The 26,830-nt window shown below is 71.5% G+C and carries 25 protein-coding genes; 17 read left to right on the forward strand and 8 right to left on the reverse strand.

Annotation, left to right across the window (positions count from 1 at the left end; genetic code table 11):
- Positions 1 to 25: 25 nt before the first annotated feature.
- The 4 genes from sucB to ACN20J_RS15145 all read left to right on the forward strand — a co-directional run bounded on the left by sucB (position 26) and on the right by ACN20J_RS15145 (position 6,931).
- Positions 26 to 1,837: a 2-oxoglutarate dehydrogenase, E2 component, dihydrolipoamide succinyltransferase gene (gene sucB, locus ACN20J_RS15130; RefSeq protein WP_189838302.1), complete on the forward strand. Its 1,812-nt coding sequence runs from the start codon at positions 26 to 28 to the stop codon at positions 1,835 to 1,837.
- A 350-nt stretch (positions 1,838 to 2,187) separates the two neighbouring features.
- Positions 2,188 to 2,826 carry a GntR family transcriptional regulator gene (locus tag ACN20J_RS15135; RefSeq protein ID WP_189838301.1) on the forward strand — a complete coding sequence of 213 codons (639 nt, stop codon included), beginning with the start codon at positions 2,188 to 2,190 and terminating at the stop codon, positions 2,824 to 2,826.
- Positions 2,827 to 3,119: 293 nt separating this feature from the next.
- Complete coding sequence (gene aceE / locus ACN20J_RS15140) at positions 3,120 to 5,825, forward strand: pyruvate dehydrogenase (acetyl-transferring), homodimeric type (RefSeq protein ID WP_189838300.1); 2,706 nt, start codon at positions 3,120 to 3,122, stop codon at positions 5,823 to 5,825.
- A 125-nt stretch (positions 5,826 to 5,950) separates the two neighbouring features.
- Positions 5,951 to 6,931 (forward strand): helix-turn-helix transcriptional regulator, encoded by a 981-nt coding sequence (locus tag ACN20J_RS15145; RefSeq protein ID WP_189838299.1) that lies wholly within the window; start codon positions 5,951 to 5,953, stop codon positions 6,929 to 6,931.
- A gap of 17 nt (positions 6,932 to 6,948) precedes the next feature.
- On the opposite strand, the gene ACN20J_RS15150 is transcribed toward ACN20J_RS15145, so the two are convergent.
- Positions 6,949 to 7,932: an SDR family oxidoreductase gene (locus ACN20J_RS15150; RefSeq protein WP_419666071.1), complete on the reverse strand. Its 984-nt coding sequence runs from the start codon at positions 7,930 to 7,932 to the stop codon at positions 6,949 to 6,951.
- 122 nt (positions 7,933 to 8,054) lie between these two features.
- On the opposite strand from ACN20J_RS15150, the gene ACN20J_RS15155 reads away from it, so the two are divergent.
- Positions 8,055 to 8,573: a DUF4240 domain-containing protein gene (locus ACN20J_RS15155; protein ID WP_189838530.1), complete on the forward strand. Its 519-nt coding sequence runs from the start codon at positions 8,055 to 8,057 to the stop codon at positions 8,571 to 8,573.
- A gap of 40 nt (positions 8,574 to 8,613) precedes the next feature.
- Here ACN20J_RS15155 and ACN20J_RS15160 read toward each other — a convergent pair whose 3' ends face one another.
- Both ACN20J_RS15160 and ACN20J_RS15165 read right to left on the reverse strand, forming a co-directional pair.
- Positions 8,614 to 8,877, reverse strand: coding sequence for a hypothetical protein (locus ACN20J_RS15160; RefSeq protein ID WP_419666072.1), 264 nt, complete (start codon positions 8,875 to 8,877; stop codon positions 8,614 to 8,616).
- Positions 8,878 to 9,046: 169 nt separating this feature from the next.
- Entirely contained in the window at positions 9,047 to 9,808 is a 762-nt protein-coding gene (locus ACN20J_RS15165; RefSeq protein ID WP_361919104.1) for a peptidoglycan recognition protein, read from the reverse strand.
- 369 nt (positions 9,809 to 10,177) lie between these two features.
- Here ACN20J_RS15165 and ACN20J_RS15170 point away from each other — a divergent pair, with 369 nt between their 5' ends.
- Together ACN20J_RS15170 and ACN20J_RS15175 are read left to right on the forward strand one after the other, a co-directional pair.
- Positions 10,178 to 11,362, forward strand: a complete 1,185-nt coding sequence (locus ACN20J_RS15170) for a MarP family serine protease (RefSeq protein ID WP_189838296.1) — start codon at positions 10,178 to 10,180, stop codon at positions 11,360 to 11,362.
- Between the two features lie 170 nt (positions 11,363 to 11,532).
- The gene (locus ACN20J_RS15175) at positions 11,533 to 12,207 is read left to right on the forward strand and encodes a TetR family transcriptional regulator (RefSeq protein ID WP_246575029.1); all 675 of its coding nucleotides are present in this window, start codon (positions 11,533 to 11,535) and stop codon (positions 12,205 to 12,207) included.
- Here ACN20J_RS15175 and ACN20J_RS15180 read toward each other — a convergent pair.
- Positions 12,188 to 12,676, reverse strand: a complete 489-nt coding sequence (locus ACN20J_RS15180; protein WP_189838294.1) for a GNAT family N-acetyltransferase — start codon at positions 12,674 to 12,676, stop codon at positions 12,188 to 12,190. The genes ACN20J_RS15175 and ACN20J_RS15180 overlap by 20 nt on opposite strands.
- Positions 12,677 to 12,793: 117 nt before the next feature.
- On the opposite strand from ACN20J_RS15180, the gene ACN20J_RS15185 reads away from it, so the two are divergent.
- Positions 12,794 to 13,690, forward strand: coding sequence for a TIGR01777 family oxidoreductase (locus tag ACN20J_RS15185; protein WP_419666073.1), 897 nt, complete (start codon positions 12,794 to 12,796; stop codon positions 13,688 to 13,690).
- Between the two features lie 329 nt (positions 13,691 to 14,019).
- Complete coding sequence (locus tag ACN20J_RS15190; RefSeq protein ID WP_190228204.1) at positions 14,020 to 15,390, forward strand: NAD(P)/FAD-dependent oxidoreductase; 1,371 nt, start codon at positions 14,020 to 14,022, stop codon at positions 15,388 to 15,390.
- A 146-nt stretch (positions 15,391 to 15,536) separates the two neighbouring features.
- On the opposite strand, the gene ACN20J_RS15195 is transcribed toward ACN20J_RS15190, so the two are convergent.
- Positions 15,537 to 16,976, reverse strand: coding sequence for a hypothetical protein (locus ACN20J_RS15195; protein WP_055616296.1), 1,440 nt, complete (start codon positions 16,974 to 16,976; stop codon positions 15,537 to 15,539).
- Positions 16,977 to 17,235: 259 nt separating this feature from the next.
- Here ACN20J_RS15195 and lipB point away from each other — a divergent pair, with 259 nt between their 5' ends.
- The 4 genes from lipB to ACN20J_RS15215 all read left to right on the forward strand — a co-directional run bounded on the left by lipB (position 17,236) and on the right by ACN20J_RS15215 (position 20,570).
- On the forward strand, positions 17,236 to 18,033 hold the full coding sequence (gene lipB, locus ACN20J_RS15200) for a lipoyl(octanoyl) transferase LipB (protein WP_190228203.1): 798 nt from the start codon (positions 17,236 to 17,238) through the stop codon (positions 18,031 to 18,033).
- A 308-nt stretch (positions 18,034 to 18,341) separates the two neighbouring features.
- Positions 18,342 to 19,307 (forward strand): lipoyl synthase, encoded by a 966-nt coding sequence (gene lipA / locus ACN20J_RS15205; RefSeq protein WP_419666074.1) that lies wholly within the window; start codon positions 18,342 to 18,344, stop codon positions 19,305 to 19,307.
- Positions 19,308 to 19,610: 303 nt separating this feature from the next.
- Positions 19,611 to 19,811, forward strand: coding sequence for a hypothetical protein (locus ACN20J_RS15210; protein ID WP_055611120.1), 201 nt, complete (start codon positions 19,611 to 19,613; stop codon positions 19,809 to 19,811).
- 57 nt (positions 19,812 to 19,868) lie between these two features.
- The gene (locus tag ACN20J_RS15215) at positions 19,869 to 20,570 is read left to right on the forward strand and encodes a DUF4191 domain-containing protein (protein WP_055611121.1); all 702 of its coding nucleotides are present in this window, start codon (positions 19,869 to 19,871) and stop codon (positions 20,568 to 20,570) included.
- A gap of 134 nt (positions 20,571 to 20,704) precedes the next feature.
- On the opposite strand, the gene ACN20J_RS15220 is transcribed toward ACN20J_RS15215, so the two are convergent.
- On the reverse strand, positions 20,705 to 21,172 hold the full coding sequence (locus ACN20J_RS15220; protein WP_189838289.1) for an RDD family protein: 468 nt from the start codon (positions 21,170 to 21,172) through the stop codon (positions 20,705 to 20,707).
- 199 nt (positions 21,173 to 21,371) lie between these two features.
- On the opposite strand from ACN20J_RS15220, the gene glnA reads away from it, so the two are divergent.
- From glnA to pspAB, 3 genes are all read left to right on the forward strand, one after another.
- A complete protein-coding gene (gene glnA, locus ACN20J_RS15225) occupies positions 21,372 to 22,781 on the forward strand; it encodes a type I glutamate--ammonia ligase (protein ID WP_189838288.1) in 1,410 nt (469 codons plus the stop codon).
- 198 nt (positions 22,782 to 22,979) lie between these two features.
- A complete protein-coding gene (gene htpX, locus ACN20J_RS15230; RefSeq protein ID WP_189838529.1) occupies positions 22,980 to 23,915 on the forward strand; it encodes a zinc metalloprotease HtpX in 936 nt (311 codons plus the stop codon).
- A 2-nt stretch (positions 23,916 to 23,917) separates the two neighbouring features.
- The gene (gene pspAB / locus ACN20J_RS15235; protein ID WP_419666075.1) at positions 23,918 to 24,496 is read left to right on the forward strand and encodes a PspA-associated protein PspAB; all 579 of its coding nucleotides are present in this window, start codon (positions 23,918 to 23,920) and stop codon (positions 24,494 to 24,496) included.
- Between the two features lie 26 nt (positions 24,497 to 24,522).
- On the opposite strand, the gene ACN20J_RS15240 is transcribed toward pspAB, so the two are convergent.
- Positions 24,523 to 24,822, reverse strand: a complete 300-nt coding sequence (locus tag ACN20J_RS15240; RefSeq protein WP_419666076.1) for a hypothetical protein — start codon at positions 24,820 to 24,822, stop codon at positions 24,523 to 24,525.
- A 265-nt stretch (positions 24,823 to 25,087) separates the two neighbouring features.
- Here ACN20J_RS15240 and ACN20J_RS15245 point away from each other — a divergent pair, with 265 nt between their 5' ends.
- Positions 25,088 to 26,272, forward strand: coding sequence for a winged helix DNA-binding domain-containing protein (locus ACN20J_RS15245; RefSeq protein WP_419666077.1), 1,185 nt, complete (start codon positions 25,088 to 25,090; stop codon positions 26,270 to 26,272).
- Positions 26,273 to 26,378: 106 nt separating this feature from the next.
- On the opposite strand, the gene ACN20J_RS15250 is transcribed toward ACN20J_RS15245, so the two are convergent.
- Entirely contained in the window at positions 26,379 to 26,687 is a 309-nt protein-coding gene (locus ACN20J_RS15250; protein WP_143631201.1) for a hypothetical protein, read from the reverse strand.
- Positions 26,688 to 26,830 lie beyond the last annotated feature (143 nt).

The raw sequence follows: 26,830 nt of genomic DNA on the forward strand, positions 1-26,830 counted from the left end.
CAATTCGTAAGGAGCAACCGAAACCATGGCGGTTTCCGTAACCCTTCCGGCGCTCGGCGAGAGCGTCACCGAGGGCACTGTCACCCGCTGGCTGAAGGCCGAGGGCGAGCGCGTCGAGGCCGACGAGCCGCTGCTCGAGGTGTCCACCGACAAGGTCGACACCGAGATCCCCTCCCCTGCCGCCGGTGTGCTCGCCTCCATCAAGGTCGCCGAGGACGAGACGGTCGAGGTCGGCGCCGAGCTGGCCGTCATCGACGACGGCTCCGGCGCACCCGCCGCCGCCCCGGCCCCCGCTGCCGCCGAGGCTCCGGCCCCGGCGGCCGAGCCCGCCCCGGCTCCGGTCGCCGAGGCCCCCGCGGCTCCGGCGCCCGCCGCCGAGCCCGCGCCCGCCCCCGCCGCCGCCCCGGCAGGTGGCGCCTCCGGTACCGACGTCGTGCTGCCCGCACTGGGCGAGTCGGTCACCGAAGGCACCGTCACCCGGTGGCTCAAGGAGGTCGGCGAGGAGGTCGCGGAGGACGAGCCCCTGCTCGAGGTCTCCACGGACAAGGTCGACACCGAGATCCCCGCGCCGGTCGCCGGCGTGCTGCTGGAGATCGTGGTCGCCGAGGACGAGACCGCCGAGGTCGGCGCGAAGCTCGCCGTCATCGGCGCCCCGGGCGCGGCTCCCGCTGCCGCTCCGGCCCCGGCCGCCCCGGCTCCGGCGCCCGCCGCCGCTGCCCCGGCCCCGGCCGCTCCCGCGGCTCCCGCTCCGGCTCCGGCCCCCGCTGCTCCGGCCGCCCCGGCCGCCGCCGCACCGGCTCCGGTCCAGCCCGCGGCTCCGGCTCCCAAGCCCGCCCCGGCTCCCGCGCCGGTCGCGGCCGCTCCCGTCACCCCGGCCCCGGCTCCTGCCGCGACCTCGGGTGACGACGGCGCGTACGTGACCCCGCTGGTGCGCAAGCTCGCCGCCGAGAACGGCGTCGACCTGGCCACCGTCAAGGGCACCGGCGTCGGCGGCCGTATCCGCAAGCAGGACGTCCTCGCCGCCGCCGAGGCCGCGAAGGCCGCCGCAGCCGCTCCGGCTCCGGCCGCCGCCGCTGCCCCGGCCGCCAAGAAGGCGCCGACCCTGGAGGCCTCTCCCCTCCGCGGCCAGACCGTGAAGATGCCCCGCATCCGCAAGGTCATCGGCGACAACATGGTCAAGGCCCTGCACGAGCAGGCCCAGCTGTCCTCGGTCGTCGAGGTCGACGTCACGCGGCTGATGCGGCTGCGCGCGCAGGCCAAGGACTCCTTCGCCTCGCGCGAGGGCGTCAAGCTCTCCCCGATGCCGTTCTACGTCAAGGCGGCGGCCCAGGCGCTGAAGGCCCACCCGGCCGTCAACGCCCGGATCAACGTCGAAGAGGGCACGATCACCTACTTCGACACCGAGAACGTCGGTATCGCGGTGGACTCCGAGAAGGGCCTGATGACCCCGGTCATCAAGCACGCGGGCGACCTCAACATCGCCGGCATCGCGAAGGCCACCGCCGACCTGGCGGGCAAGGTCCGGGCCAACAAGATCACTCCGGACGAGCTGTCCGGCGCGACCTTCACGATCTCGAACACCGGCTCGCGCGGCGCGCTCTTCGACACGATCATCGTGCCGCCGAACCAGGTCGCGATCCTGGGCATCGGCGCCACGGTCAAGCGTCCGGCCGTCATCGAGACGGAGGAGGGCACGGTCATCGGCGTCCGCGACATGACCTACCTGACGCTCTCCTACGACCACCGCCTGGTGGACGGCGCCGACGCCGCCCGCTACCTGACGGCGGTCAAGGCGATCCTGGAGGCGGGCGAGTTCGAGGTCGAGCTCGGCCTGTAGGCTCCACCGCCACATCGCACGCAGAGGTGCCCCCGCCCGGTTCTCCGGGCGGGGGCACCTCTGCGTCGGGGCCGGGCCGCGGCCCGGCGAGGGCCGGTCGCGCCCACGCGGCGGAGCCGCGCCCCCGAAGGCAAGCGGTACCCCATGCTCTTCAGGGGCGCGGGGAACCGCGCACCCCAGCCACGACGTGCCCGCAGCCGTCACACCCCTCCCCCGGCGGTGCACCCCGTGTAAGTCTCATCTCACCTGCACCAAAGCACCCCCGCGCACCCTTCCCGAAGGGACCCACGGCTTTATTGTCTAGAAGTCAACGCCTCGGGGCCCGAGCGGCCCCCGCCGAAGGAGCCCCAATGACCGCGCCCGTCGTCCACTCGCTCCGCGAACAGATCCGCGAGCACATCGTGGAGGGGATCGTCAGCGGTCGCTGGAAGCCGGGCGAGCGGATCGTGGAGCGCCGGATCGCCACCGAGCTGGAGGTCAGCCAGACGCCCGTGCGGGAGGCCCTGCGCGAGCTGGAGTCGCTGCGCCTGATCGAGTCGGCCCCCAACAAGGGCGTACGCGTACGCAATCTCACCGCGGCGGACCTGGAGGAGAGCTACCCCGTGCGGGCCGGTCTGGAGGCCATCGCGGCCGAGCTGGCCGCCGAGCGGCTGGCCGCCGACTGCTCGTCGCTGGAACCGCACGTCACCGCCCTGTACGAGGCCGACCGCAAGGCCGACGGCACCGGCCAGGTCCGCCACACGGTGGCCTTCCACCGCGAGCTGGTGCGCGCCGCGGGCAACTCCGTGCTGCTGCACACCTGGGAGGGCCTCGGCATCGAGGTCTTCACGGCCCTGTCGATCCGCTGGCTGGGCACGGTCCAGCAGTCGTACGCGGAGGAGCACGAGGCCCTGGTGGAGGCGTTCCGCCGCCGGGACCCGCTGATCGCGGAGCTGGTGAAGTCGCATGTGCTGGGCTGCGCGCCGAGGACGGGCAGCGAGCCCTCCTGACCTTGGCCAGGCAAGCCCCGGCTACTCCGAGCAGCAGAGCGACACCCTGCTCATACGCATCCTCACCTGGGAAAACAAGGCACCCGGTGCCTGATGCCAAGGCACCCCGTGCCTACTTTCTCGTGATCAAGAGGTTTTGCCCTTCAACCCTTTGATCGATCATCGATCAGCGAGTTACAGTCATCGGCGGGCTCCCACCAGAGCCTGCCGCCCTGTCCTGCCAAAGACCAAGGGCACCCCCGAAAACCCCTTGCCGACGAGGGAACCCCCCTCCGCATCCGGAAGGCGGCGCAATGACCGACCCCACCGCAATCCAGCCGAGCGAGCTCGACCAGCTCCCGGACCGTGACCCGGAGGAGACCGCCGAATGGCAGGCCTCCCTGGACGCCGTCACCAAGGCGGCCGGGCCGCACCGTGCCGCGTACCTGATGCGGCGCACGCTGGAGCGTGCCGAGGGCAACGGCCTCGCGCTGCCCAAGCTGCTTGAGACCGACTACGTCAACACCATCCCGACCGCCGCCGAACCCGCAGTGGACGGCGACGAGGCGATGGAGCGCAGGATCACCGCGTGGAACCGCTGGAACGCGGCCGCGATGGTGACCCGGGGCGCGAAACACGGCGTCGGCGGCCACATCGCCACCTTCGCCTCCGCGGCCTGGCTCTACGAGACGGGCTTCAACCACTTCTTCAAGGGCAAGGAGGCCGACGGGTCCGGCGACCAGCTCTACATCCAGGGCCACGCCTCCCCCGGCATCTACGCCCGTGCCTTCCTCGACGGCCGGCTGAACGAGACGCACCTCGACAACTTCCGCCAGGAGGCGGGCGGCAACGGCCTCCCGTCGTACCCGCACCCGCGGCGCCTGCCGTGGCTCTGGGAGTTCCCGACGGTGTCGATGGGCCTCGGCCCGCTGTCGGCGATCTACCAGGCGCGCTTCAACCGCTATCTGACCAACCGCGGCATCAAGGACGTGTCCCAGTCGCACGTCTGGGCCTTCCTCGGTGACGGCGAGATGGACGAGCCGGAGTCGACGGCGGCACTCGCACTCGCCTCCCGCGAGGGTCTGGACAACCTGACCTTCGTCATCAACTGCAACCTCCAGCGCCTCGACGGTCCGGTCCGCGCGAACTTCAAGATCGTGCAGGAGCTGGAGGCCCAGTTCCGCGGCGCCGGCTGGAACGTCATCAAGTCGCTGTGGGGCAACGCCTGGGACGAGCTGTTCCAGCTCGACACCACCGGCGCCCTGGTCCGCCGCCTCCGTGAGGTCCCGGACGCGCAGGTGCAGACGTACCAGACCCGTGACGCCGCCTACATCCGCCAGGACTTCTTCGGCTCCGACCCGGCGCTCGTCGAGCTGGCGAAGCTGCTGAGCGACGACAAGATCCTGGAGTGCTTCCACCTCTCGCGCGGCGGTCACGAGGCGCGCAAGGTGTACGCGGCCTACAAGGCGGCCGTCGAGCACAAGGGCGCGCCCACCGTGATCCTCGCGCAGACGGTCAAGGGCTTCACGCTCGGCGAGGGCTTCGCGTCGAAGAACGCCAACCACCAGATGAAGAAGCTGTCGACGGACGAGTTCAAGCAGATGCGTGACCTGCTCGAACTGCCCATCAAGGACAGCGACTTCGTCGACGGTGTGGTCCCCTACGGCCACCCGGGCGCCGACTCCCCCGAGGTCCGTTACCTCCAGGAGCGCCGCGCCGCCCTCGGCGGTCCGGCCCCGGCCCGCCGTACGCACGCCGTCGCCCCGCTGCCCGCCCCCGCCGACAAGGCGTTCGCGGCCTTCGACAAGGGCTCCGGCTCGCAGAACGTGGCGACGACCATGGCCTTCGTACGACTGGTCAAGGACCTGGTCCGCGACAAGACGTCCGGCAAGCGCTGGGTGCCGATCGTCCCCGACGAGGCGCGCACCTTCGGTATGGAGAGCCTCTTCCCGTCCCTCGGCATCTACTCGCCGAAGGGCCAGACGTACGAGCCGGTCGACCGTGACCAGCTGATGTACTACAAGGAGGCCAAGGACGGCCAGATCCTCAACGAGGGGATCACCGAGGCCGGTTCGATGGCCGACTTCATCGCCGCGTCCACCGCGTACTCCACGCACGGCGAGACGATGATCCCGTTCTACATCTTCTACTCGATGTTCGGCTGGCAGCGCACGGCCGACCAGATGTGGCAGCTCGGCGACCAGCTCGGCCGCGGCTTCCTCGTCGGCGCCACGGCCGGCCGTACGACGCTGACGGGCGAGGGCCTGCAGCACGCGGACGGGCACTCGCCGGTCATCGCGGCGACCAACCCGGCCGCCCTGTCGTACGACCCGGCGTTCGCCTACGAGGTCGCGACGATCGTCAAGGACGGTCTGCGCCGGATGTACGGCGAGGCCGCGCCCGGCGAGGACCAGAACGTCTTCTACTACCTGACCGTCTACAACGAGCCGATCCCGCAGCCCGCGAAGCCGTCGGGGCTCGGTATCGACGAGGGCATCGTCAAGGGCCTCTACCGCTTCAACACGGCGGAGTCGGCCGGCGTCCAGGTCAACGCCGCCAACGCCTCGCGCATCCAGCTGCTGGGCTCCGGCACGGCGATCCACTGGGTGCTGGAGGCGCAGAGGCTGCTCGCCGAGGAGTGGGGCGTGGCCGCGGACGTCTGGTCCGCCACGTCCTGGACGGAGCTGCGGCGCGACGCCCTGGAGGCCGACGCGGCGCTGCTGCGCGGCGAGGACCGGGTGCCGTACGTCCGTCAGGCGCTGCAGGGCGCCGAGGGGCCCGTCCTCGCGGTCTCCGACTACATGCGGCAGGTGCCCGACCAGATCGCGCAGTGGGTCGAGCAGGACTACTCCTCGCTCGGCGCGGACGGGTTCGGCCTGTCCGACACCCGTGAGGCCGCCCGCCGGCACTTCGGTGTCGACGCGCAGTCGATCGTCGTGGCGGCGCTGGCGCAGCTTGCTCGGCGCGGCGAGGTGCCGGCCTCGGCGGTCAAGGAAGCTCGGGAGCGGTACGGGTTGTAGTTCGGCTGCAGGTGGGCTGGTGCTGGTCGCGCAGTTCCCCGCGCCCCTAAAAGCGGGGCTGCGCCCCTGCTTTTGTCTTAGGGGCGCGGGGAACTGCGCGACCGCCCACCCGGCAAAATGAATGCATGCGTGCTGCCCGCCTCATCAAGATGGTGCTGCTTCTTCAGGCCAGGCCCTCCATGACCGCCGCCGAGCTCGCTCGGGAGCTGGAGGTGTCGGAGCGGACGATCACCCGGGACGCACAGGCCCTGTCGGAGGCGGGCGTCCCGGTGTACGCGGACCGCGGCCGGGCCGGCGGGTACCGGCTGATCGGCGGGTACCGGACCCGGCTGACCGGGCTCGCCAGGAGCGAGGCCGAGGCCCTGTTCCTCTCGGGCGTGCCCGGCGCGCTCCGGGAGATGGGACTGGAGGACGCCGCCTCCGCCGCCCGGCTCAAGGTGTCCGCGGCCCTCCTCCCCTCCCTCAAGGACGCCTCCCGCACCGCGTCCCAGCGTTTCCACCTGGACGCCCCCGCCTGGTTCGCCGAGCCCAAGACGCCCGAGCTGCTGCCCGAGGTCGCGGAGGCGGTGTGGGACGACCGTCGGATCACCGCGCGCTACCGGCGCCAGGAGACCGACGTGGAACGCGAGTTGGAGCCGTACGGGCTCGTCCTCAAGGCGGGCGTCTGGTACGTGTGCGCCCGCGTCACCGATCCCGGGTCCTTCCGCGTCTACCGCATCGACCGGTTCACGTCGGTCGAGTCCGGCGACGAGCGCTTCAGCCGCGACGAGGGGTTCGACCTGCCGGGCTTCTGGGCGGAGCGGGCGGCCCAGTTCGCGCGTTCGCTCCTGCGGGCGACGGTCGTGGTGCGGCTCACCGAGGCGGGCGCGCGACGGCTGAGGCACACCGTCGATCCGCTCTCCGCGCAGGAGGCCCTGGCCGCGGCCGGCCCGCCCGACGACGCGGGCCGGGTGACACTCACGCTGCCGGTCGAGTCGTACGACGTCGCGTACACCCAGTTCCTCTCCCTCGGCCCCGAGGCGGAGGTCCTGGAGCCGTCCGAACTCCGCGGGCGCTTCGCCGAGGCGGCGGCCAGGACAGCGGCGTACTACGACACGCAGGGGTGAGGACTCGGCGCCGCGGGCTACCGGTAGCCCGTCACGTCCGCGGGCTTGCCCTGTGACTCCACCTCGATCAGGTAGCGCCACGCGTCGGGCGCCGAGCCGTCGACGTCCGTGAAGCCGTACTCCTGGGCGAGGCCGCCGCTGGAGAGGGACTGTCCGTTCCAGCGGGCCGCGTCGGGGTCGGCGGCGAGCGCGACCAGGGCCCGTCCGACGTAGGTGGGCGTCTCGGAGATCGCGAAGTGCGGGACGTGCGCGCAGGCGTCCCGCCAGTTCTCCTCGGTCACCTTGAAGGCGGTGTCGAGCATCGCCTCCGAGCGCAGCCAGCCCGGGGTGAGGCAGACCGCCGTGCAGCCGTGCTCCTTGAGCTCCTCCCCGAGGTCGTGGGCCATGCGGATGGGGGTCGTCTTGGCGAGGTCGTAGAAGAACGGTTTGCGGTAGCGGCGGTTGTACTCCTCCGTGCCGTCGGTGACCTCGACGAGCAGCCCGCCGGGGTTGCGGACGAGGAGCGGCAGGGCGGCGTGGCTGGTGATGATGTGCGACTCGATACCGAGGCGCATGATCCGCAGCCCCTTGTCGAGGTCCATGTCCCACATGTCGGGCTGCTTCTCCGCCGACCAGTCGAGGAGGACGTCGCCGCCCCACATGTCGTTGACGAGGATGTCGAGACGGCCCTGTTCGCGGTCGATGCGGTCGACGAGGGCGCGTACCTGGTCGGGCTCCAGGTGGTCCGTCGGGACGGCGATGCCCCGGCCGGTGGCGCCCGCGGCCTCGTCGACCAGTTCGGCCGTCCCCTCGATGGTCTCGGTGGCCCGGCCGACCTCGCTGACGTGCTCGCGGGTCGTGCGTCCCGTCACGTACACGGTGACTCCGGCGCGGCCCAGTTCCACCGCCATCGCCCGTCCGGCACCACGTGTGGCGCCCCCGACCAGGGCGACCTTTCCCTTGAGTTGCGGGGTGGGTCGCGGGGCGGACTTCTGCGCTGCGGTCTGTGCTGTCGTCTCCATGGTCCGAGCATCGCGCCGAATGCCGACATCTGCTGTCGGACTTTCCGTGGGCATGTGCGCGCATAACGATCTGCCTGTCCCCGGGTGCGCGGGCCGGTTGGAGGCCCGATGCTTGTCCCGTGATGGACGAGACGGAGTTCTGGGAGCTGGTGGACGCGACCCGCGAGGCCGCCGAGGGCGACCCCGAGGAGCAGGCCGACCTGCTCGTGGAGCGGCTCGTCCAGTTGGACCCCGAGATGGTCCTGGACTTCGCCCGTCATTTCGAGGCCCGCTACAACCGTGCGTACATGTGGGATCTGTGGGGCGCGGCCTGGATCCTGCTCGACGGGGCCAGCGACGACGCCTTCGACTTCTTCCGCTGCTGGCTGATCGGCCAGGGCCGGGAGGTGTACGAGGCCGCCGTGCACGATCCCGACAAGCTCGCCGAGCTCCTGACGGACTTCGACGACGAGGTCGACGGGGACGGTGAGGAGCTGGGCTACGCGGCGGACGAGGCGTACGAGCAGCTCACCGGCACGGTCGCCCCGGACCTCGGTATTCCGGCCGCGCCGCCCGAGCCGCTGGGCACCGCGCTGGACCTGGAGAACCAGGCACAGCTGGCGGAGCGTTTCCCCCAGCTGTGGGACCGGTTCGCGGACTGACGGGCGGTCCCGGCGGCGGGCTCCCCCGGGAGAGCCCGGCTCACCAGGAGGAGCCGCGCGGGCCTGCCGTACGGATCTGGTGGACAGGGGCGACCACGGCGGTGGGCCAGGCGGCTGCCGTGGGCGAGCCGCCCTTGCGTGCGCTCAGCGGCGGCGCCGCGTTGGCCCGGTCCAGTGCGGACGCGGTGGCGGCGGACGGCCCCACCACGACGGCGGCCACCACACAGGCCACGGTCCACGGACTGCGCGCGGCCCGTCCCCACAGCGAAGTCCCCCGGGTCTGCTGCCCCTTACGACTGCTCATGATCCCCACCTCCGGTCAGTGCGTGCCTAGACGCTAGAAGGCGTGGCTCGGGGTGATCCGTGAACCGGCTGTGGCGTACCTGTGAGGCGTTACGGGGAGTCGCGGGGCGGGGAGTCGCAGGGCGGGGAGTCGCAGGGCGGGCGGGAGCCGGACGGCAGGGCCCGGGCCCCTAGCGCCTGCCCTGGAGGTGGGCCGCGTGTTCCCTGATCTCGGGCAGCCTGGCCATCAGGGCGGCGCCCGGGCAGGCGGTCCAGTAGCCGTCGGTGTGGCCGGAGACGGCGGTGAAGGTCCCGCGGGTGCCGGCCGGGTACTTGCTCAGGCTGTTGGTGGAGACGAGCCGCACGGGAGCTCGGGGGTCGATGCCCACGAGGCCGAGTTTCCAGGCGGCGACGGCCGCTATGGCGTCGGTCATGGCCTTGGGGACCGGTACGCCCGCGGTGAAGGTCCCTATCGCGGCGATGCCCGCCGTACCCACGTTGAAGCCCTGCGTGTGGGCGCCGACGACGGCTCGGTCGATGCCGCCCGCCCGGCCCTCGTAGATCGTGCCGCAGCGGTCGACGAGGAAGTTGTAGCCGATGTCGTCCCAGTGCCGGACCCCGGCCTGTCCCGCGTACAGGTATCGGATGATCTTGGGCACGTCGGCGCAGTCGTAGTCGTTCGGCGAGTCGGTGTGGTGCACGAACACGGCGGTCACGCGGCCTGCGTACCGGGTCGGCGGCCGGGTGTAGGCGGCGTCGGCCAGCCAGCGTTCCCGCGGCACGATGGGGGGCCGGGCGGCCTTGTGCCCCACGGCGGCCCGCGCCGCGACGGGGCGCTTCGCCTCGCCCGGCGTCCGGTCGACCCCCACGGCACACAGCACGAGACCGGTGACGGCGACCAGGCCGGGGACACAGGCGAGGGCGACGCGCGCGGGGCGGGGTATGCGGGCCAGGGCCGACGGACGGGACCCCGTTTCGGCCGACGGACGTGCCCCGGTGTCGGCCGACGCGCGCGGCCCGGTGTCGGCGTCGGCATCGGGCCCGGTCCGCCGGAGCACCCTGCGCCACCGTGCGCGAACCACCCGCAGCGCGCCACGGGCGCGGTGTGGCGGAGGGGTTCGATGGGCGCACATGGGATCCACTCTCCGGGACAGTCGGGCCGTCCGCGATGTGTGCTGTGCCACCCGGTGGAACCAACGTCCCGGTCCGAGACGTTTCTACAGGTCCACGCACGCGTGCCGGATGGCCGGTTTCCACGCGCGCGTACCTGATCACTGGGCCCTCCAGGCACGTACTAGGAGACCCAAGAGAAAGGGAGCTCCGTGGACCTGCTCGACATCCTGCTGCTGCTGGTGATCCTCGGTTATGCGGCGTCCGGCTACCGGCGCGGGCTCGTCGCGGGCTGTGTGTCCCTGGCCGGCTTCGTGGGCGGTGCCGTGATCGGCGTCTGGGTGCTGCCCTGGATGATGGACCTGGTGGAGCCGGGGACCACCTCGGCGACCGTCACCGCGGTGCTCACGGTGCTGGTGCCGGCCGCCGCGGGCCACGAGCTGGCGGGCCGACTGGGGGTGAAGCTCCGGCGCGAGCTGGACCGGGGCCCCTTGCGCACGGTCGACGGAGTGGGCGGCGCCGCGGCCAACACGGTCGCCGTGCTGCTGGTGGCCTGGGTCGCCGCGAGCGTCCTGGGCGCGTCCGCCTCGCCCGTGGTCACCTCGTCGATCCGTAACTCCGCGCTGCTCGGCGCGGTGCAGGACGCGATGCCGGAGACCACCCCGACCTGGTTCTCCCGGGCCACCTCGGCGCTCACGGAGGCGGGCTTCCCGCAGGTCTTCAACCCCTTCGAGAACGAGCCGGCGGCCAGCGTCGCCAAGCCGTCCGGCGACAGCGTCACCGCGGCCGCCACCCGGGCCGCCCAGCGCTCCACCGTGAAGGTCGAGGGCGCGGTGGGCACCCAGGGCCGCGAGGGCAGCGGTTTCGTGTACGCGCCGGAGCACGTGATGACCAACGCGCACGTGGTGGCGGGCATCGACGAGCCGACCGTCCGCGTGGGCGGCACGGGCAAGGCGTACGAGGCGAGGGTCGTCCTCTTCGACCCGGAGAAGGACGTGGCCGTGCTCGACGTCCCGGGCCTGAAGGCGCCCGTGCTGCCCTTCGACGACACCGCGACCCGTGGCGACGCGGCCGTGGTCGCGGGCTACCCGCAGGACGGCGGCCTCGACCTCCAGGCGGCCACCGTCGCCAACAAGATCAACGCCAGGGGCCAGAACATCTACGGCTCCGACCAGGTCACCCGCGAGATCTACTCGATCCGCTCCACGGTCCGCCCCGGCAACTCCGGCGGCCCTCTGCTGACCACCACCGGCAAGGTCTACGGCGTCGTCTTCGCCCGCTCCACGAGCGACGACGAGACGGGTTACGTACTGACCGCCGACGAGGTCGCGGCCGACGCCCAGCGCGCGGCGAAGGCCAAGGCGGCGGTGGACACGGGCGACCTCGTCACGTCCTGAGCCCCGGGCGGCCCGACACGGCCCGGGGCGGGCGGGCCCGGCGCGGCGTCGGGCAGCACGGAGTCGGGCGCGGCACGATGTCGGGCGCAGGTGGACGACCAGCCAGTTGGCACGTTTTGCCACCCAGGCGAAACATGCCCCCACCTTTCTCCGGGCGTACGCTTCCCCGCGTGAGCACCAAGTCGTCCGCAGCGACCAGGACCCCGTCGCTGACCGAGCGCCGCAAGGCGGCAACCCAGTTCGACATCGCCCGCGCCGCCGCCGAGCTCTTCACCGAGCGCGGCCCCGACGGCACCACGGCCGAGGAGATCGCCGTACGCGCCGGTGTCGCGCTGCGGACCTTCTACCGCTACTTCCGCAACAAACAGGACGCCGTCGGCCCCCTCCTCGCGATCGGCGGCGACCACTGGCGCGAGCGGCTGGCGGCGGTCGAGCCGGGCACCGCGCTCCCCCGGGCGCTGGAGACGGCCGTCACCGCGTCGCTGACCGTCCCCCACGAGGCCAAGGCGGAGGGGCTGCGCTGGACGCGGGGCCTGCTGCGGGCCTCCGCCGAGGACCCGGCGCTGCGCGCGGTCTGGTACCGCGTGAACCAGGAGTCCGAGGACAAGCTCGTCCCCCTGGTGGCCCGGCTGGCGGGCGACGACGCCGACCCGCTGGAGGTCCGCCTCGCCGCCGCGGCTGCCACGGACGCGATCCGGGTCGCCCTGGAGACCTGGGCCGAGTCGGACGCGGACGTCGAGGGCCCGGGCTCACCCGCCGAGCTCGCGGTGCGCTGCCTGCGGGAACTGACGGGCGGGATGCGGCTGTTGGCGGAGCCTTCGAAGGTCAGAGACTCCGCCCCATGAGTACGTCGTCCACGTACTCCCCGTCGAGGTAGAACTCCCCCGGCTGGATCCCCTCGACCACGAAGCCCTCCGACTCGTACAGCTTGCGGGCCGGGGTGTTGTGGCCGAGGACGCGCAGGGTGATCCGCAGGGCGCCCTGGCGGCGGGCCTCGGTGACGACCGCGCGGATCAGGGCCCGGCCCACGCCGTGGCCGCGTGCCTCCTCGGCGACGGCGAGGCCCTGGATCTGCCGTACGTGCGCGTTCGAGACGAGCGGGGTGGGGAAGCCGAGCCGTACATAGCCGACGACGCGCCCGTCCAGCTCCGCCACCAGGTGGTCGCGTGGGCCGAAGCGCTCGTTGAAGAACGGGTCGTACGGCGGCTGTTCCTGGGGTCTGACGGCGTGCTGATAGGACCAGATCGCGCGGTCCAGACGGCCCAGCACCTCTTCGTCTTCGGGCCGGGCGGTGCGTATGGAGGGCTCGGGCATGACGTCACTTTACGACCGGCGCCCGCGGCGCTGTCCGGGATGCCGTCCGTGCTGCCTTCCCGGATGCCGGGCCCCCTGGGCGCACTGTTCCCGGGGTGGTTGGCGGAGGATGGGGCCATGGAGACTTCCCGAATCGCCGTGGCCGGCGCGTCCGGCCTCATCGGCAGCGCCCTGGTGCGCTCGCTGACCGCCGACGGGCACGAGGTGGTGCGGCTGGTGCGCCGTACGCCCCGGGCGAAGGACGAGGTCGAGTGGGACCCCGAACGGCAGTACGTCGACGCGGCGGGGCTCGTCGGCTGCGACGCCGTGGTGAACCTCGCGGGCGCCGGCATCGGCGACCACCGCTGGACGGACGAGTACAAGCGGAAGATCCGGGACAGCCGGCTGCTCGGCACGGCCGCGCTGGCGGAGGCCGTCGCCTCCCTCGACCGGCCGCCGCGGGTCTTCCTCAACGGCAGCGCGATGGGCATCTACGGAGACACCGGCGAGCGGGCCGTGGACGAGAGTGCGCCCCCGGCGATCGGGTTCCTGCCCTCTCTGTGCGTCGAGTGGGAGGAGGCGGCGGCTCCCGCGGAGGAGGCGGGCGTACGGACCGTCTTCGCGCGCACCGGCCTGGTGGTGGCCGCGAAGGGCGGCGCCTGGGGACGGCTCTTCCCGCTCTTCAAGGCGGGTCTCGGCGGGCGGATGGGCAACGGGCGGCAGTACTGGAGCTACATCGCGCTGCACGACCACGTGGCCGCGCTGCGGTTTCTGATCGACTCCGAGTCGCTGTCCGGCCCGTTCAATCTGACGGCTCCGGAGCCGCTCACCAACCGGGAGATCACCGCCGCGATGGGGCGGGCGCTGCACCGGCCCGCGGTCTTCGCGGTGCCCGCGCCCGTGCTGAAGCTGGTGCTCGGGGAGATGGCGCAGGAGGTTCTGGGGAGCCAACGGGTGGTGCCCACACGGCTGTTGGAGTCGGGGTTCACCTTTGCGTTTCCGGGGATCGAGGAGGCGATCAGGGCGGTTCGCTAGCGCCGGCGCCCCGCCGGGCTGCGGTGGGTGTGTGCGGGCCGGCTGCGGCCGAGCGCGCCCACGATGGGGGTCCCCCCGGTCGAGCGAAGCCGAGAGTGGGGGGAGGAGCCGCGTATCGATACAGCCCCGCGCCCTTCACGGGGCACGGGGCTGCGGCATAGTCCCCGGCCGGCAGGAGCGATCCATGCGACCCGTGTGCGACCGTGCCCTGTTCATGCGCGACTTCCACCGACCGTCGGCGGCCCTACTCTCGTGCCGAACTCGGGTATTCCTGAAGCCCGTTGGGGGCATCACGTCCCCAGCAGCCACGCGACCTCGGGGAGGGGCACGTGCTTGAGCCCGCGTATCAGGCGGACGTCGTCATCGTGGGAGCCGGAGTCGCCGGACTCGCGGCAGCCCATCGGCTGAACAGCGCAGGTGTAACGACCGTAGTCCTGGAGGCCGCCCCTTACGTAGGCGGCCGTATGACGACCGAGAAGGTCGACGGCTTCCGTCTCGACCGCATCGGCCAGCTCCTCTCCACGTCCTATCCCGAGCTGCGGCTGACCCCGGGCCTGGACAGGCTCGCCCTGCGGCCGTTCGCCCCCGGCGTGCTCGTCCACGCCGACGGCCGCGTCCACCGGGCCGGTGAGCCCGCAGGTGCCGGGGGCGCACGGGGCGCACTCGACGCGGCGCGCGCCCTGGTGAGCCCCCCTCGCAGGGTCCGGCAGATACCGGCGGCAGCCGTGCCGCCCGTGTCGCGGGCCTTCCCGCCGCTCGGCGGCGCCCTCGACCAGGCCCGGCTCGCCGCGGCCCTCGGACGGATCGCGACCGTCCCCGTGGAACGGCTGCTGGCCCGGCCCGAACGGCCCGCGGGTCGCGCGCTCGCGGCCCGCGGCATGCCGGCCCGTACGGTCGAGGGTTTTCTGCGCCCGCTGCTGGCCGCACTGCTCTGCGATCCGGATCTGACGACGTCCAGCCGGTGCGCGGACCTCGCGCTGCGCGCCTTCGCCTCCGGCCGGCTGTGCGTCCCGGAGGGCGGCGCGGACACGCTGCCGGAACTGCTGGCCTCGGCCCTGCCGCCCGGGACGGTCCGCACCGGGGTACGGGTCACGTCCGTGTCCACGACCTCCGTGACGACGGCGGACCACGGCGAACTCCGTTGCCGGGCCATCCTGGTGGCGACCGACGCCCACGCCGCCGCCGAGCTGCTGCCGGGCCTGCGCGTGCCGCCGTTCCACCAGCTCACCGTGGTGCACCACACGACCGACGAGGCACCCCTGGCAGAGCCCGCGCTGCTCCTGGACGCGGACCGCCGGGGCCCGGTGGCCCACACCGCGGTCATCAGCCAGGTCGACCCGACCCGCGCCCCCGTGGGCCGCGCCCTGATCTCGTCCACGATCCTCGGCGCACCGCCCGCGGACACGGACCGGGCCGTACGCGCCCACCTGGCCGCCCTCTACGGCACGGCCACGCACCGCTGGGAGCTGCTCGCGGTCCACCACACCCCCGACGCGGTCCCCGCGATGCCGCCCCCGCACGACCTCCGCCGCCCGGTCCGCCTCCTCGCCGGTCTGTACGTCTGCGGCGACCACCGCGACACCAGCACGGTCCAGGGCGCCCTGCACTCGGGCCACCGAGCAGCGACGGCCCTCCTGACGGACCTGGGCGTCAACTCGGCACCCACGGCGACCCCCTTAACGGCCTCGACCGCCGCGTAGGCGTACGAGAGCCAGGGGGCGGAGGTCCCGCCGCGGGGCAGGACCTCCTCCCCATCCACATCCCCGCGCCCTTCAGGGGCGCGGGGAACTGCGCGGCCAGCCACAACCGACCCGCACCCTCAAACCAACCCTTCCGGTGGTGCCGTTCAGCCAAGCGCAGCGACCTTGTCGCGGTACCCCCTGACCGGCGCCGCGTCCTTGTACGGCTCGAGCCGCCGCTCGAAGTCCCGCACGTACTCCACCGCCCGCACCGACCGCATCTCCGAAGCCTGCGTCGCCGCCTCCGCACCCAACTGGCAGGCCTGATCGAGCTCGCCGAGCCCGAGTCGCGCCGAGGCCAGGACGACCCGGCAGAAGAGCCGGCTGCGCGCATACCCGGGGGCCCGCAGCTGCAGGGACCGCTCGGCATGCTGGGCCGCCGCCCGGTACTGCTGGAGGTCGCGGTGGCAGTGCCCGAACTCGTCCGCGAGCTGCGCCTCGTCGAAGAACCGCGCCCAGTACGGCACTTCGTCACCGGGCCGGGCGGTCTCCAGGGCCCGCTCGGCCCGTACCAACGAGGCCGTGGCAGCCCGCACCTCGCCGAGCACACCGTGCCCCCGCGCCTCGACCGCGTACAGCAGCGCCTGGACGACGGGCGGGGCCGACGAGCCCACGCCCTGCTGGGCGACCCGGGCCAGCTGCACCGCCTCCCGGCCGTGCCCCAGATAGACGGCTTGTCGACTCATCGTCACGAGCACGTACGAGCCGTACGCCCGGTCCCCCGCCGCCTGCGACAGCCGCAGCGCCTGGACGAAGTACCGCTGGGCCAGTCCGTGCGCGGCGATGTCGTACGAGGTCCAGCCCGCCAGCCGGGTCAGATCGGACGCGGCGGCGAACAGGCGGCGCCCCGTCTGCTCCCCGTAGGTGCCGCGCAGCATCGGCTCCAGCTCGTGCTCCAGGTACCGCACGAGGGCCTGCCGGGCGTGCCCTCCGCCGTACGCGTTGTCGAGCGTGCGGAACAGTTCGCCGACCGAGCGCAGCGCCGCGATGTCGCCCGCGGTCACCCGCTGCCCGGGGCCGCGTTCGGTCTGCGCGCGCTGCCTGGGCACGGCGGGGCGGCCCTGTACGGGGATCCGTACGGCACCGGGGTCGCCGCGGCCCACCCGGTCGTCGGCCCGGCCGATCAGCCAGTCCCGGCTGGGCACGACGAGCCCCGCCGGGGTGAACGCGATCTTGCGGAGCTCCGCGTGGCTGCCGGAGTCCTTGCGCCACAGACCGCCGACGATGTCGACGGCCTCCTCGGGGGTGGCCGCGAATTCGAGCCCGGCGTACACCGGGGCGCACGCGTCGAGTCCGAGGTCCTGGGCGGTGAGACGGCGGCCGAGGCGGCGGGTGAAGACCTCGGCGATCAGTGCGGGTGTGGTGCCTCTCGGCTGCTGGCCGCGCAGCCAGCGGGTCACGGATGTCTTGTCGTATCTGAGATCGAGCCCGTGTTCGAGGCCGAGCTGGTCCACTCGGCGGGCTAGCCCCGCGTTGGAGAACCCCGCTTCTGCGATTAGTGCGGCGAGCTGACGGTTGGGGGTGCGCTGCGCGGGTCGTTCCGTCATCTGCGGTGCGAACTCCTGCCTTCCGGGCTGGGGGCCTGCGGGAACAGGCCCGGGCGAGGTCGGCCGCCATGCCTTGAGCAGCCCTTGAAAGCCTCGTGAACGGCGCGAATGTAGCGGTCCGTAAGCACCTGATCGCACACTTCGACACGCATTCATCCGATCGTGTGAGGATTGCCCCCAGGGCTGACGAGGTTCGACCGGACGTACAGTGGCGTGAGGCTGTTATGAGCCTTACGACTCTTGCAGGGAGGCGCTTGCCGTGAGTGAGTTGCGGTTCGTCCGCATGGGTTTCGGTGCGGACGCCGTCGAGTACCAGGAGGCCTGGGACGAGCAGCGCCGTGTGCACACGGCCCGCTTCCAGGACGAGATCCCCGACACCTGTCTGCTCCTGGAGCACCCGCCGGTCTACACGGCCGGCCGGCGTACGGCGGACAGTGAGCGGCCCCTCGACGGCACGCCCGTCGTCGACGTGGACCGTGGCGGCAAGATCACCTGGCACGGGCCGGGACAGCTGGTCGGCTACCCGATCCAGAAGCTTCCTCGCCCTGTTGACGTCGTCGCCCATCTCCGCCGCCTAGAGGACGCGATGATCCGGGTCTGCGCGGAGTTCGGTGTCGAGACGAGCCGGGTGGAGGGGCGGGCCGGTGTCTGGGTCCTCGGCGACCCGGTGGCCGAGCGGCCCTCCCTCGGCGGGCTCTCCCTCGACTTCGATCCCCGGCTGGCCGACGAGGAGTTCGACCCTCGGCTCAACGGGCCCGAGTACGCGCCGTCCAACGCGGGGCAGCGGCGTGAGGACCGGAAGATCTGCGCCATGGGGATCCGGGTCGCCAAGGGCGTCACGATGCACGGCTTCGCGCTGAACGTGAATCCCGACACGTCCAGCTTCGACAAGATCATCCCCTGCGGTATCCGGGACGCGGGCGTCACGTCGCTGGCCCACGAGTTGGGCCGGGACCTCACCATCGCGGAGGTCCTGCCGGTGGCCGAGCGGCATCTGCGGGATGTTCTCGGGAACGCGGAGTTGAGGCCGCGGGAGGTGGAGCGGGCTGTGGTGTAGGGGCATTTTTTCGCCCCCGCCGCCCCTACCCATTCCCGTCCCTTTTCAGGGGCTCCGCCCCCGAACCCCCGCTCCTCAAACGCCGGAGGGGCTGAGTTTTAGCCTGTCCGGCGTTTGAGGACGAGCGCGGAGCGCGATACGGGGGTCTGGGGGCGGAGCCCCCAGGGACGGGACGGGTAAGGGCGGCGGGGGCGAGGAAACCCCCCGGGAATGCACCCCCGTTCCCGAAGGTTGCCCACCCCGGGGGCCGAGAAGCGAACGGGCGTACCCTGGTGTACGCCGAAGAATCGAAGCTACAGGGAGCCGATGTGTCCGCAGTCGCACCCGACGGACGCAAGATGCTGCGCCTGGAGGTCCGGAACGCCCAGACCCCCATCGAGCGCAAGCCCGAGTGGATCAAGACCCGGGCGAAAATGGGCCCCGAGTACACGAAGATGCAGAACCTCGTGAAGAGCGAGGGCCTGCACACGGTCTGCCAGGAAGCTGGCTGTCCCAACATCTACGAGTGCTGGGAAGACCGCGAGGCCACGTTCCTCATCGGCGGCGACCAGTGCACGAGGCGCTGCGACTTCTGCCAGATCGACACGGGCAAGCCCGAGGCCCTGGACCGCGACGAGCCCCGCCGCGTGGGCGAGTCCGTGGTCACCATGGACCTCAACTACGCGACCATCACGGGCGTCGCGCGCGACGACCTGGAGGACGGCGGCGCCTGGCTGTACGCGGAGACGGTCCGCCAGATCCACCAGCAGACCGCGGACCGCACCGAGGGCCGGACCAAGGTCGAGCTCCTCGCCCCGGACTTCAACGCGGTCCCCGAGCAGCTGGCCGAGGTCTTCTCCTCCCGGCCGGAGGTCTTCGCGCACAACGTCGAGACGGTCCCGCGCATCTTCAAGCGCATCCGCCCGGGCTTCCGCTACGAGCGCTCGCTGAAGGTCATCACGGACGCCCGCGACTACGGTCTGGTCACGAAGTCGAACCTGATCCTCGGCATGGGCGAGACCCGTGAAGAGGTCAGCGAGGCCCTGCGCCAGCTCCACGAGGCCGGCTGCGAGCTCGTCACCATCACGCAGTACCTGCGGCCCTCGGTGCGCCACCACCCCGTGGAGCGCTGGGTCAAGCCGCACGAGTTCGTCGAGCTGAAGGAGGAGGCCGACCAGATCGGCTTCTCCGGAGTCATGTCGGGCCCGCTGGTCCGCTCCTCGTACCGCGCGGGCCGCCTGTACCAGATGGCGATCGAGAAGCGCGGCTCGTACGTCGCCTCGCAGGCCGTCTGAGACGAGGCGGGACGGGGTCGCGCGACACGTTGCGCGACCTGCGGGATGGCACGCAGTGCCACCCTGAGCGTGTGAATCCGAGCACAAGCAACTACCCCCCGGTAGTGGCCAATACGACGCGGTCCTGACCGTCCCCGCAGATGGGGGCCACATCAGGGCCGCGTCAGTGTTTTCGGCCCGCGCATCAAGGCTTCATTGGCGTTTGACCGGTCGGTCACGCCCTGGTAACACCATTCAGTGACCCTGGTCTTACGCCACGTAGAGCCCTAGCCAGAGCCGCCATCCCGAGGGGGGACCTCCACCATGCAGACCGCGCCCGTTCGCGCCACACCGATTCCGTCGTTCGGCGATGCACTCCGTGCCGTCGAGTCACTGCTCCTGAGCAGCGGCCAGCGCACCGCCCGCCGCAACGCCTGGACCTCCGTCCTGGAGGACCGCCGTCGCGCCAAGGACCGCGTCGAGGCACAGCTCGTCATCGAGAAGAGCCTCAGCGGCCGTCACTGAGCCGCCGACGCGGCACCGCCGTCGTCGGCACTTCCCACGCCACGTAGACTTCACGGCATGGCGAGGAAGGAATCCGCAGCGGACGCTGCGAACCCCGGGCGACTCAAGCAGATCGCCCTGACTTACAAGATGACCCGCAAGGCCGACAAGATGATCGGTCTTGTACTCGCGGCTGTCGGAATCGGCACCCTCGGTGTCTTTCTCGCGATCGGCTTCTTGATCGGTCACCCGATCTATCTCGGCATTCTCGGCCTCCTGCTCGCCTTCCTCGCGTCGGCGATCGTCTTCGGACGCCGGGCCGAGCGTGCGGCGTTCGGGCAGATGGAGGGCCAGCCGGGTGCGGCCGCCGCGGTGCTCGACAACGTCGGGCGCGGCTGGACGACCACCCCGGCCGTGGCGATGAACCGCAGCCAGGACGTGGTCCACCGGGCCGTCGGCAAGGCCGGCATCGTCCTGGTCGCCGAGGGCAACCCGAACCGGGTGAAGAGCCTGCTGGCCGCCGAGAAGAAGAAGATGGCCCGCATCGTCGCGGACGTGCCGGTGCACGACATCCTCGTCGGCACGGGCGAGGGCCAGGTCGAGCTCAAGAAGCTCCGCACGACGATGCTGAAGCTGCCCCGCGTCCTGTCCGGCCCCCAGGTCACCGCGACCAACGACCGGCTGCGCGCGCTCGGGGACCTCATGTCGAACATGCCACTCCCGAAGGGCCCGATGCCCAAGGGCATGCGCATGCCGCGCGGCGGCCCGAAGATGCGGTAGCGCTGTCGCTGGACTCGACTGAAACGGGGCGCCCCGGAACCTCAGGTTCCGGGGCGCCCCGTAAACATTGGGCAGGCCCACACGCGGGGGCCCGGAACCGATCGGTTCCGGGCCCCCGCGTCGTACGAGTCCGCTCAGATCCTGACCTCGACCGTGCGGGCCAGGCGGTCGTGCAGGCCCCTGCCGTCGCGGTCCCAGATCAGCGCCGGGAGGGCGACGCACAGGAGGACCGTGCGCAGGAGGGCGCGGAGCGGGTTGACCGTGCCGGTGTCCAGGGCGAGGACGCGGAGGCCGAACAGGCGCTTGCCCGGGGTGAAGCCGAGCGTGCCGACGGTCAGGACGCTCACGACGAAGAAGACGCCCAGCGCCCAGTTGCCCGTCGCCTGGCCGTAGCCGTCGGTGATCAGGCCGTATGCGATCAAGAGGCACAGGCCCCAGTCGACCGCGAGGGCCGCCAGGCGGCGCCCGGGGCGGGCGATCGAGCCGGGGCCCGACTCGGGCAGACCAAGCTGCTCGCCGCGGTATCCGAAGTCGGCACCGGCTTCCTCCGCCGCCGCACGGGGTCCGGAGAGCCACGATCCGATTGCTTGCCTGTTGTCCACCCGTCCAAGGTACTGCGCCCGTTTTGGCATGCGTACAGGTGGGGTGTTCCCGGCCCGGTCCGGTTAACTTGGGCGAAACAAATGGGTCACGCTTGAGAAATCACCCGTCCCTAAGGTCGGGCTCAGCGTGTGCCACCGCACTGGCCGCACGAACGAACTACCACCCCGGTCCACAGTGAGCGGGAGTAGGAGGAGCTGGATGTTCCAGAACGCCGACGAGGCCAAGAAGTTCATCAAGGACGAAGACGTCAAATTCGTCGACGTCCGCTTCTGCGACCTGCCGGGTGTGATGCAGCACTTCACGCTGCCGGCAGAGGCCTTCGACCCGACCGAGGAACTGGCCTTCGACGGCTCCTCCATCCGCGGCTTCCAGGCCATCCACGAGTCCGACATGGCGCTCCGCGCCGACCTGTCCACCGCGCGCGTCGACCCCTTCCGCCGCGACAAGACGGTCAACATCAACTTCTTCATCCACGACCCGATCACGGGCGAGCAGTACTCCCGTGACCCGCGCAACGTGGCGAAGAAGGCGGAGGCGTACCTCGCGTCGACCGGCATCGCCGACACCGCGTACTTCGGCCCCGAGGCCGAGTTCTACGTCTTCGACAGCGTGCGCTTCGAGACCAAGTCGAACGAGGCCTTCTACCACATCGACTCCGAGGCCGGCGCCTGGAACACCGGTGCGATCGAGGACAACCGCGGCTACAAGGTCCGCTACAAGGGCGGCTACTTCCCGACCCCGCCGGTCGACCACTTCGCCGACCTGCGTGCCGAGATCTCCCTGGAGCTGGCCAAGTCCGGCCTCCAGGTCGAGCGCCAGCACCACGAGGTGGGCACCGCCGGCCAGGCCGAGATCAACTACAAGTTCAACACGCTGCTCGCCGCGGCCGACGACCTGCAGCTCTTCAAGTACATCGTGAAGAACGTCGCCTGGCGCAACGGCAAGACCGCGACCTTCATGCCGAAGCCGATCTTCGGTGACAACGGCTCGGGCATGCACGTCCACCAGTCGCTGTGGACGAACGGCGACCCGCTGTTCTACGACGAGGCCGGTTACGCGGGCCTGTCGGACACCGCCCGCTACTACATCGGCGGCATCCTCAAGCACGCCCCGTCGCTGCTGGCCTTCACCAACCCGACGGTGAACTCCTACCACCGCCTGGTCCCGGGCTTCGAGGCCCCGATCAACCTGGTCTACTCGCAGCGCAACCGCTCCGCGGCCATGCGTATCCCGATCACGGGCTCGAACCCGAAGGCCAAGCGCGTCGAGTTCCGCGCGCCCGACTCCTCCGGCAACCCGTACCTCGCCTTCTCGGCGCTGCTGCTCGCGGGCCTCGACGGCATCAAGAACAAGGTCGAGCCGGCCGAGCCGATCGACAAGGACCTCTACGAGCTGGCCCCCGAGGAGCACGCGGGCGTCGCCCAGGTCCCGACCTCCCTCCCGGCCGTCCTGGACCGCCTCGAGGCCGACCACGAGTTCCTGCTCGCGGGCGACGTCTTCACGCCGGACCTGATCGAGACGTGGATCGACTACAAGCGCACGAACGAGATCGCTCCCCTGCAGCTGCGTCCGCACCCGCACGAGTTCGAGCTCTACTACGACGTGTGATCGACTCCGTGACCGACACGTACGCGTAGCGCGTCACGGCTGACGAACAGCTGACGAACGAAGCCCTGTCACCGCCCCTCGGGCAGTGACAGGGCTTTGTCGTTCTTTGCCTGGTGGAGGGCCGATCCAGATCAATTCGTGGAAAGGCCCGGGTGCACACTGGAATCGGGACGAGTGCCCGATTTCGAGGTGATCGATATGCAGAGCCGCTTCCAGGCCGACCGGGGACTGACCGCGAGGATGGGCATCACCCTGTTCCTCCTCGGGCTGCTGTACGTGGCCTTCGTGGCCGTGCTGATCGTGCTGCTGAAGTCCTGGGTGCTGGTCGTGGTGATCGCCGCGGCGCTGCTCGGCGCGCAGTACTGGTTCTCGGACCGGATCGCGCTGTACGCGATGCACGGCCGGGTCGTCGAGCGCGAGGAGTATCCGCAGCTGCACGGGGTGATCGACCGGCTCTGCGCAACCGCCGACATGCCGAAGCCCGTGGTCGCCGTCTCCGACATGGAGATGCCGAACGCCTTCGCCACCGGGCGCAACGCCGACCACGCCGCCATCTGCGTCACGACCGGGCTGCTGCGCCGCCTCGACCCCGCCGAGCTGGAGGGCGTACTCGCCCACGAGCTGTCACATGTGGCGCACCGCGATGTCGCGGTGATCACCGTGGCCTCGTTCCTGGGCGTGCTCGCCGGGCTGGTCGTGCGCTTCACCCTCTACTCGCAGGTGTTCGGCGGGCGGGGGCGCAAGGACCAGAACACGGTCGTCGTCCTGATGACGGTGATGGCGGTGTCCGCGGCCGTCTACGCGCTCAGCTTCCTGCTGATCCGGGCCCTGTCCCGGTACCGCGAGATGGCTGCCGACCGGGCCGGGGCCATGCTCACCGGGCGTCCTTCGGCGCTGGCCTCCGCGCTGACCAAGCTCACCGGGGACATCGCGAAGATCCCCACGCGTGATCTGCGGACCGCGCAGGCCTTCAACGCCTTCTACTTCACTCCCGCGTTCGGTGCCGCGCCGGGTACCCAGCGGTATTTCTCGTCCCTGCTGTCGACGCACCCGAGCCTGGAGGACCGGCTTGATCAACTCGGCCGTATCTCCAGCGAGTTGGGCGAGGCGCCGGCCCCCGGGAAGGCGGGCTGAGCATGGGGTTCCTCGATGTCCTCCTCGGCCGCAGCAGGCCCGTCGCGCCCGATCTCGACCAGCTCTTCGGGCTGCCGTCGGCCGCCGTGACGCTGGAGGCGGCGGCCGGGTTCACTCCCACCGGGCACGGCTCGGTGTGCTTCGCGTCCGTCGAGGGGGCCGCCTTCGACGACGTACGGGAGGAAGTGCGGGAGCTGATCGACGCGGACTCGGAGCCGCCGGTGGAGGTGAGCCGGGACGACTACGGGTACACCTGGCTGGTGTCGCGACGGGAGCCGGACGATCTGCCCGCGCTCGTCGGTGATCTGCACGCGGTGAACAGCACGCTGGAGGGCAGCGGGTTCGGCCCGCAACTGCTGTGCTCGGTGGTCGGGTTCCAGCACGGCGACGGGCGGCGGCTCGGGCTCGTCTATCTCTACAAGCGCGGGACCTTCTACCCGTTCGCGCCGCTGGCCGGTGACGGCCAGCGGCGCGACAACGCGCTGGAGCTGCAGGTCAGGGCGGCCCTCGGGAACGACCTGCGGGTGGAGCAGGACCTGGGCCGGTGGTTCCCGCTGTGGGGAGCGCCGGGCCTGGGCTAGCCGCTCCTCCCGTCGGGCCAGTTCCGCTAGTTCCGCTTCTGGCGGGTCATCCAGGGGCGTTCGCGGCGGTAGCGGCGCTCCCACCTGGCCTGCTGGTCACGGCGCTGGCGGTACGCGCGGTAGTCGTTGTCGCCGCGCGCCGACGAACGCGACGAACCGGCCGGACCCGAGGGGCCGCGGGTCGACGAGGAGCCCGTCGACCTCTGGCCGGTGCTGCCGTAACGGAAGTGCAGGTACAGCAGGGCGGCCCCGGCGAACCACCAGAGAGGGTTGTTGAAACCGAGGACGACCAGAGCGAGGATCGCCAAAATGATCAAGGTACCCATGATGGGTCTCCTTGTGCGTGGGTGGTGGGACCTTGAGATGTCCGACGCGGCGCTGGGGGCGGGCACCCGTCCGTCGGTGGGTTGAGAGTAGCCCTCAGGATGCCGGGTGATGCCTGTCCGACGGAAACGAATAACGCCGGAATCAGCGGGAGAACGCTCACAGAACTCCTGAAGTCGAACAAAATCGACACTCGGAGCGAGAATCCAGGGGCGAGCCGGAACAGCGCGGTGCGCTGCGGTGCTAGTGAACGACACAGGGGATCGAGTGAGCGGACAGTTGCGGTACATCGAGGTGGCGGAGCGGCGGGCCCGGCTGGCCGTCGGGCAGCGGCTGGCCCGGGCCGCGCGGGCGGACTCTCCGGAGGAGGTCGCGGAGTCGCTGGTGGCGCTGCACGGGACGGATCCCGCGAGCGTCTTCCTTGCCGTGGGCGCGCGTCTGGCGGACGCGGCGAAGACCGTGCCGGAGACGGAACGCGCGCTGTACGAGGACCGGACGCTGCTGCGGATGCACGGCATGCGACACACCGTGTTCGTGTTCCCCACCGGGCTCGTACCGGTCGTGCACGCGTCCACCGGGCTCACCGTCGCCGCGCGGGCGCGGGCCGCGCTGCTCAAGGACATGGCCAAGGCGGGGGCACCGGACGCGGAGTGGCTCGCGGAGGTGGAGGCCTCGGCGCTGGCCGCGCTGGCCCGGCGCGGGGAGGCCACCGCGGTGGAACTGGCCCAGGACGAGCCCCGGTTGAGGGAACAGTTCGTGTACGCGGCCGGGAAGAGCTACGAGGGCGTGCACACCGTCTCTTCCCGGCTGTGGAGGGTGCTGGGCGTCGAGGGCCGGGTCGTACGGGGGCGGCCACTGGGCTCGTGGACGTCCACGCAGTTCCGGTGGGCGGTGGCCCCTCCCTCCCCCGAACTGCCGGTCGCCGAGGCCCAGTCGGAGCTGCTGCGGCGGTGGCTGGGCGCGTGCGGGCCGGCCACGGAGGCGGACCTGAAGTGGTGGACGGGCTGGAAGGTCACCGACGTACGCGCCGCACTCAAGGCGGTCGGGGCCGTGACCGTGTCGGTGGACGAGGGTGTCGGGTACGTCCTCGCCGACGCCGTGGAGCCGGTCGGGGCGGTCGAGCCGTGGGCCGCGCTGCTGCCCGGCCTGGATCCGACGGCCATGGGCTGGCAGGGGCGGGACTGGTACTGCCCGCCGGAGTCGCGGTCCGCGCTCTTCGACGGCAGCGGGAACATCGGGCCCACCGTGTGGTGGGACGGGCGGATCGTCGGCGGCTGGGCCCAGCGGCCCGACGGCGAGATCGCCTGGCGGCTGCTGGACACCGAGGGTGTGGGCCGCGAGGCGCGGGAGGCGATCGAGGCGGAGGTCGCGCGACTGCACGCCTGGGTGGGCCCGACCCGGGTCACACCGCGCTTCCGGACGCCGCTGGAACGGGAGTTGGCGTCGGCCTGACGCCGGGAGCCGTGAATCCGTCGGCCCGCCGACTCATGGCAGGCCCCAGGGCCACGACCCGGTGCGCCGTCCGCCCCGACAAGCGGGCGGCGCACCGGGCGTGAGCTCAGCGGGCGTACCTCATCAGGGCTCGGACCATGTGGCACGTGGTGTCCGACGGCGGGTGGATCCCGATGAGCTGGGCCGTGCTGCGGATCTTCTCGTTGCGGGCCTGGTTCGGTACGTACACACCCGAGTCGAGGAGGGCGATCGCGAGGCGCATCGCCTTCAGGCGGCGGTTGTGCGTCACGTACCAGTCGCGCGGGCGGCCCGGTGGCAGCGGGCGCTTCTCGACGGGCTCGTACGGCAGGTCGAGCAGGACCGCCCTCTTGGATGTGGACTGGGTGGGCAGCGGGCTGAGTGCGGCAGCGGGCACAGGCATCCTCCTGTCGCGGTCAGGGAACCGTCCGGCCTCTCCGGCGGCCCCCTCGAACACTACTTATAGTTTACCGGCCCCCACTGACAATCAGCGAGCCCAGGACGTCCAGTAAATGCCCAGGTGGACAAGGCAATTGGCAT

This window comes from Streptomyces sp. 2-1, from assembly GCF_048564895.1.
In the GTDB taxonomy this organism is placed as follows: Bacteria; Actinomycetota; Actinomycetes; order Streptomycetales; family Streptomycetaceae; genus Streptomyces; species Streptomyces phaeochromogenes.

Excerpts from the sequence above, each read along its gene's own strand:
- sucB (WP_189838302.1), top strand. The coding sequence starts at position 26 with ATGGCGGTTTCCGTAACCCTTCCGGCGCTCGGCGAGAGCGTCACCGAG.
- ACN20J_RS15135 (WP_189838301.1), top strand. The coding sequence starts at position 2,188 with ATGACCGCGCCCGTCGTCCACTCGCTCCGCGAACAGATCCGCGAGCAC.
- aceE (WP_189838300.1), top strand. The coding sequence starts at position 3,120 with ATGACCGACCCCACCGCAATCCAGCCGAGCGAGCTCGACCAGCTCCCG.
- ACN20J_RS15145 (WP_189838299.1), top strand. The coding sequence starts at position 5,951 with ATGCGTGCTGCCCGCCTCATCAAGATGGTGCTGCTTCTTCAGGCCAGG.
- ACN20J_RS15150 (WP_419666071.1), bottom strand. The coding sequence starts at position 7,932 with ATGGAGACGACAGCACAGACCGCAGCGCAGAAGTCCGCCCCGCGACCC.
- ACN20J_RS15155 (WP_189838530.1), top strand. The coding sequence starts at position 8,055 with ATGGACGAGACGGAGTTCTGGGAGCTGGTGGACGCGACCCGCGAGGCC.
- ACN20J_RS15160 (WP_419666072.1), bottom strand. The coding sequence starts at position 8,877 with ATGAGCAGTCGTAAGGGGCAGCAGACCCGGGGGACTTCGCTGTGGGGA.
- ACN20J_RS15180 (WP_189838294.1), bottom strand. The coding sequence starts at position 12,676 with ATGCCCGAGCCCTCCATACGCACCGCCCGGCCCGAAGACGAAGAGGTG.
- ACN20J_RS15185 (WP_419666073.1), top strand. The coding sequence starts at position 12,794 with ATGGAGACTTCCCGAATCGCCGTGGCCGGCGCGTCCGGCCTCATCGGC.
- ACN20J_RS15195 (WP_055616296.1), bottom strand. The coding sequence starts at position 16,976 with ATGACGGAACGACCCGCGCAGCGCACCCCCAACCGTCAGCTCGCCGCA.
- ACN20J_RS15210 (WP_055611120.1), top strand. The coding sequence starts at position 19,611 with ATGCAGACCGCGCCCGTTCGCGCCACACCGATTCCGTCGTTCGGCGAT.
- ACN20J_RS15215 (WP_055611121.1), top strand. The coding sequence starts at position 19,869 with ATGGCGAGGAAGGAATCCGCAGCGGACGCTGCGAACCCCGGGCGACTC.
- glnA (WP_189838288.1), top strand. The coding sequence starts at position 21,372 with ATGTTCCAGAACGCCGACGAGGCCAAGAAGTTCATCAAGGACGAAGAC.
- htpX (WP_189838529.1), top strand. The coding sequence starts at position 22,980 with ATGCAGAGCCGCTTCCAGGCCGACCGGGGACTGACCGCGAGGATGGGC.
- pspAB (WP_419666075.1), top strand. The coding sequence starts at position 23,918 with ATGGGGTTCCTCGATGTCCTCCTCGGCCGCAGCAGGCCCGTCGCGCCC.
- ACN20J_RS15240 (WP_419666076.1), bottom strand. The coding sequence starts at position 24,822 with ATGGGTACCTTGATCATTTTGGCGATCCTCGCTCTGGTCGTCCTCGGT.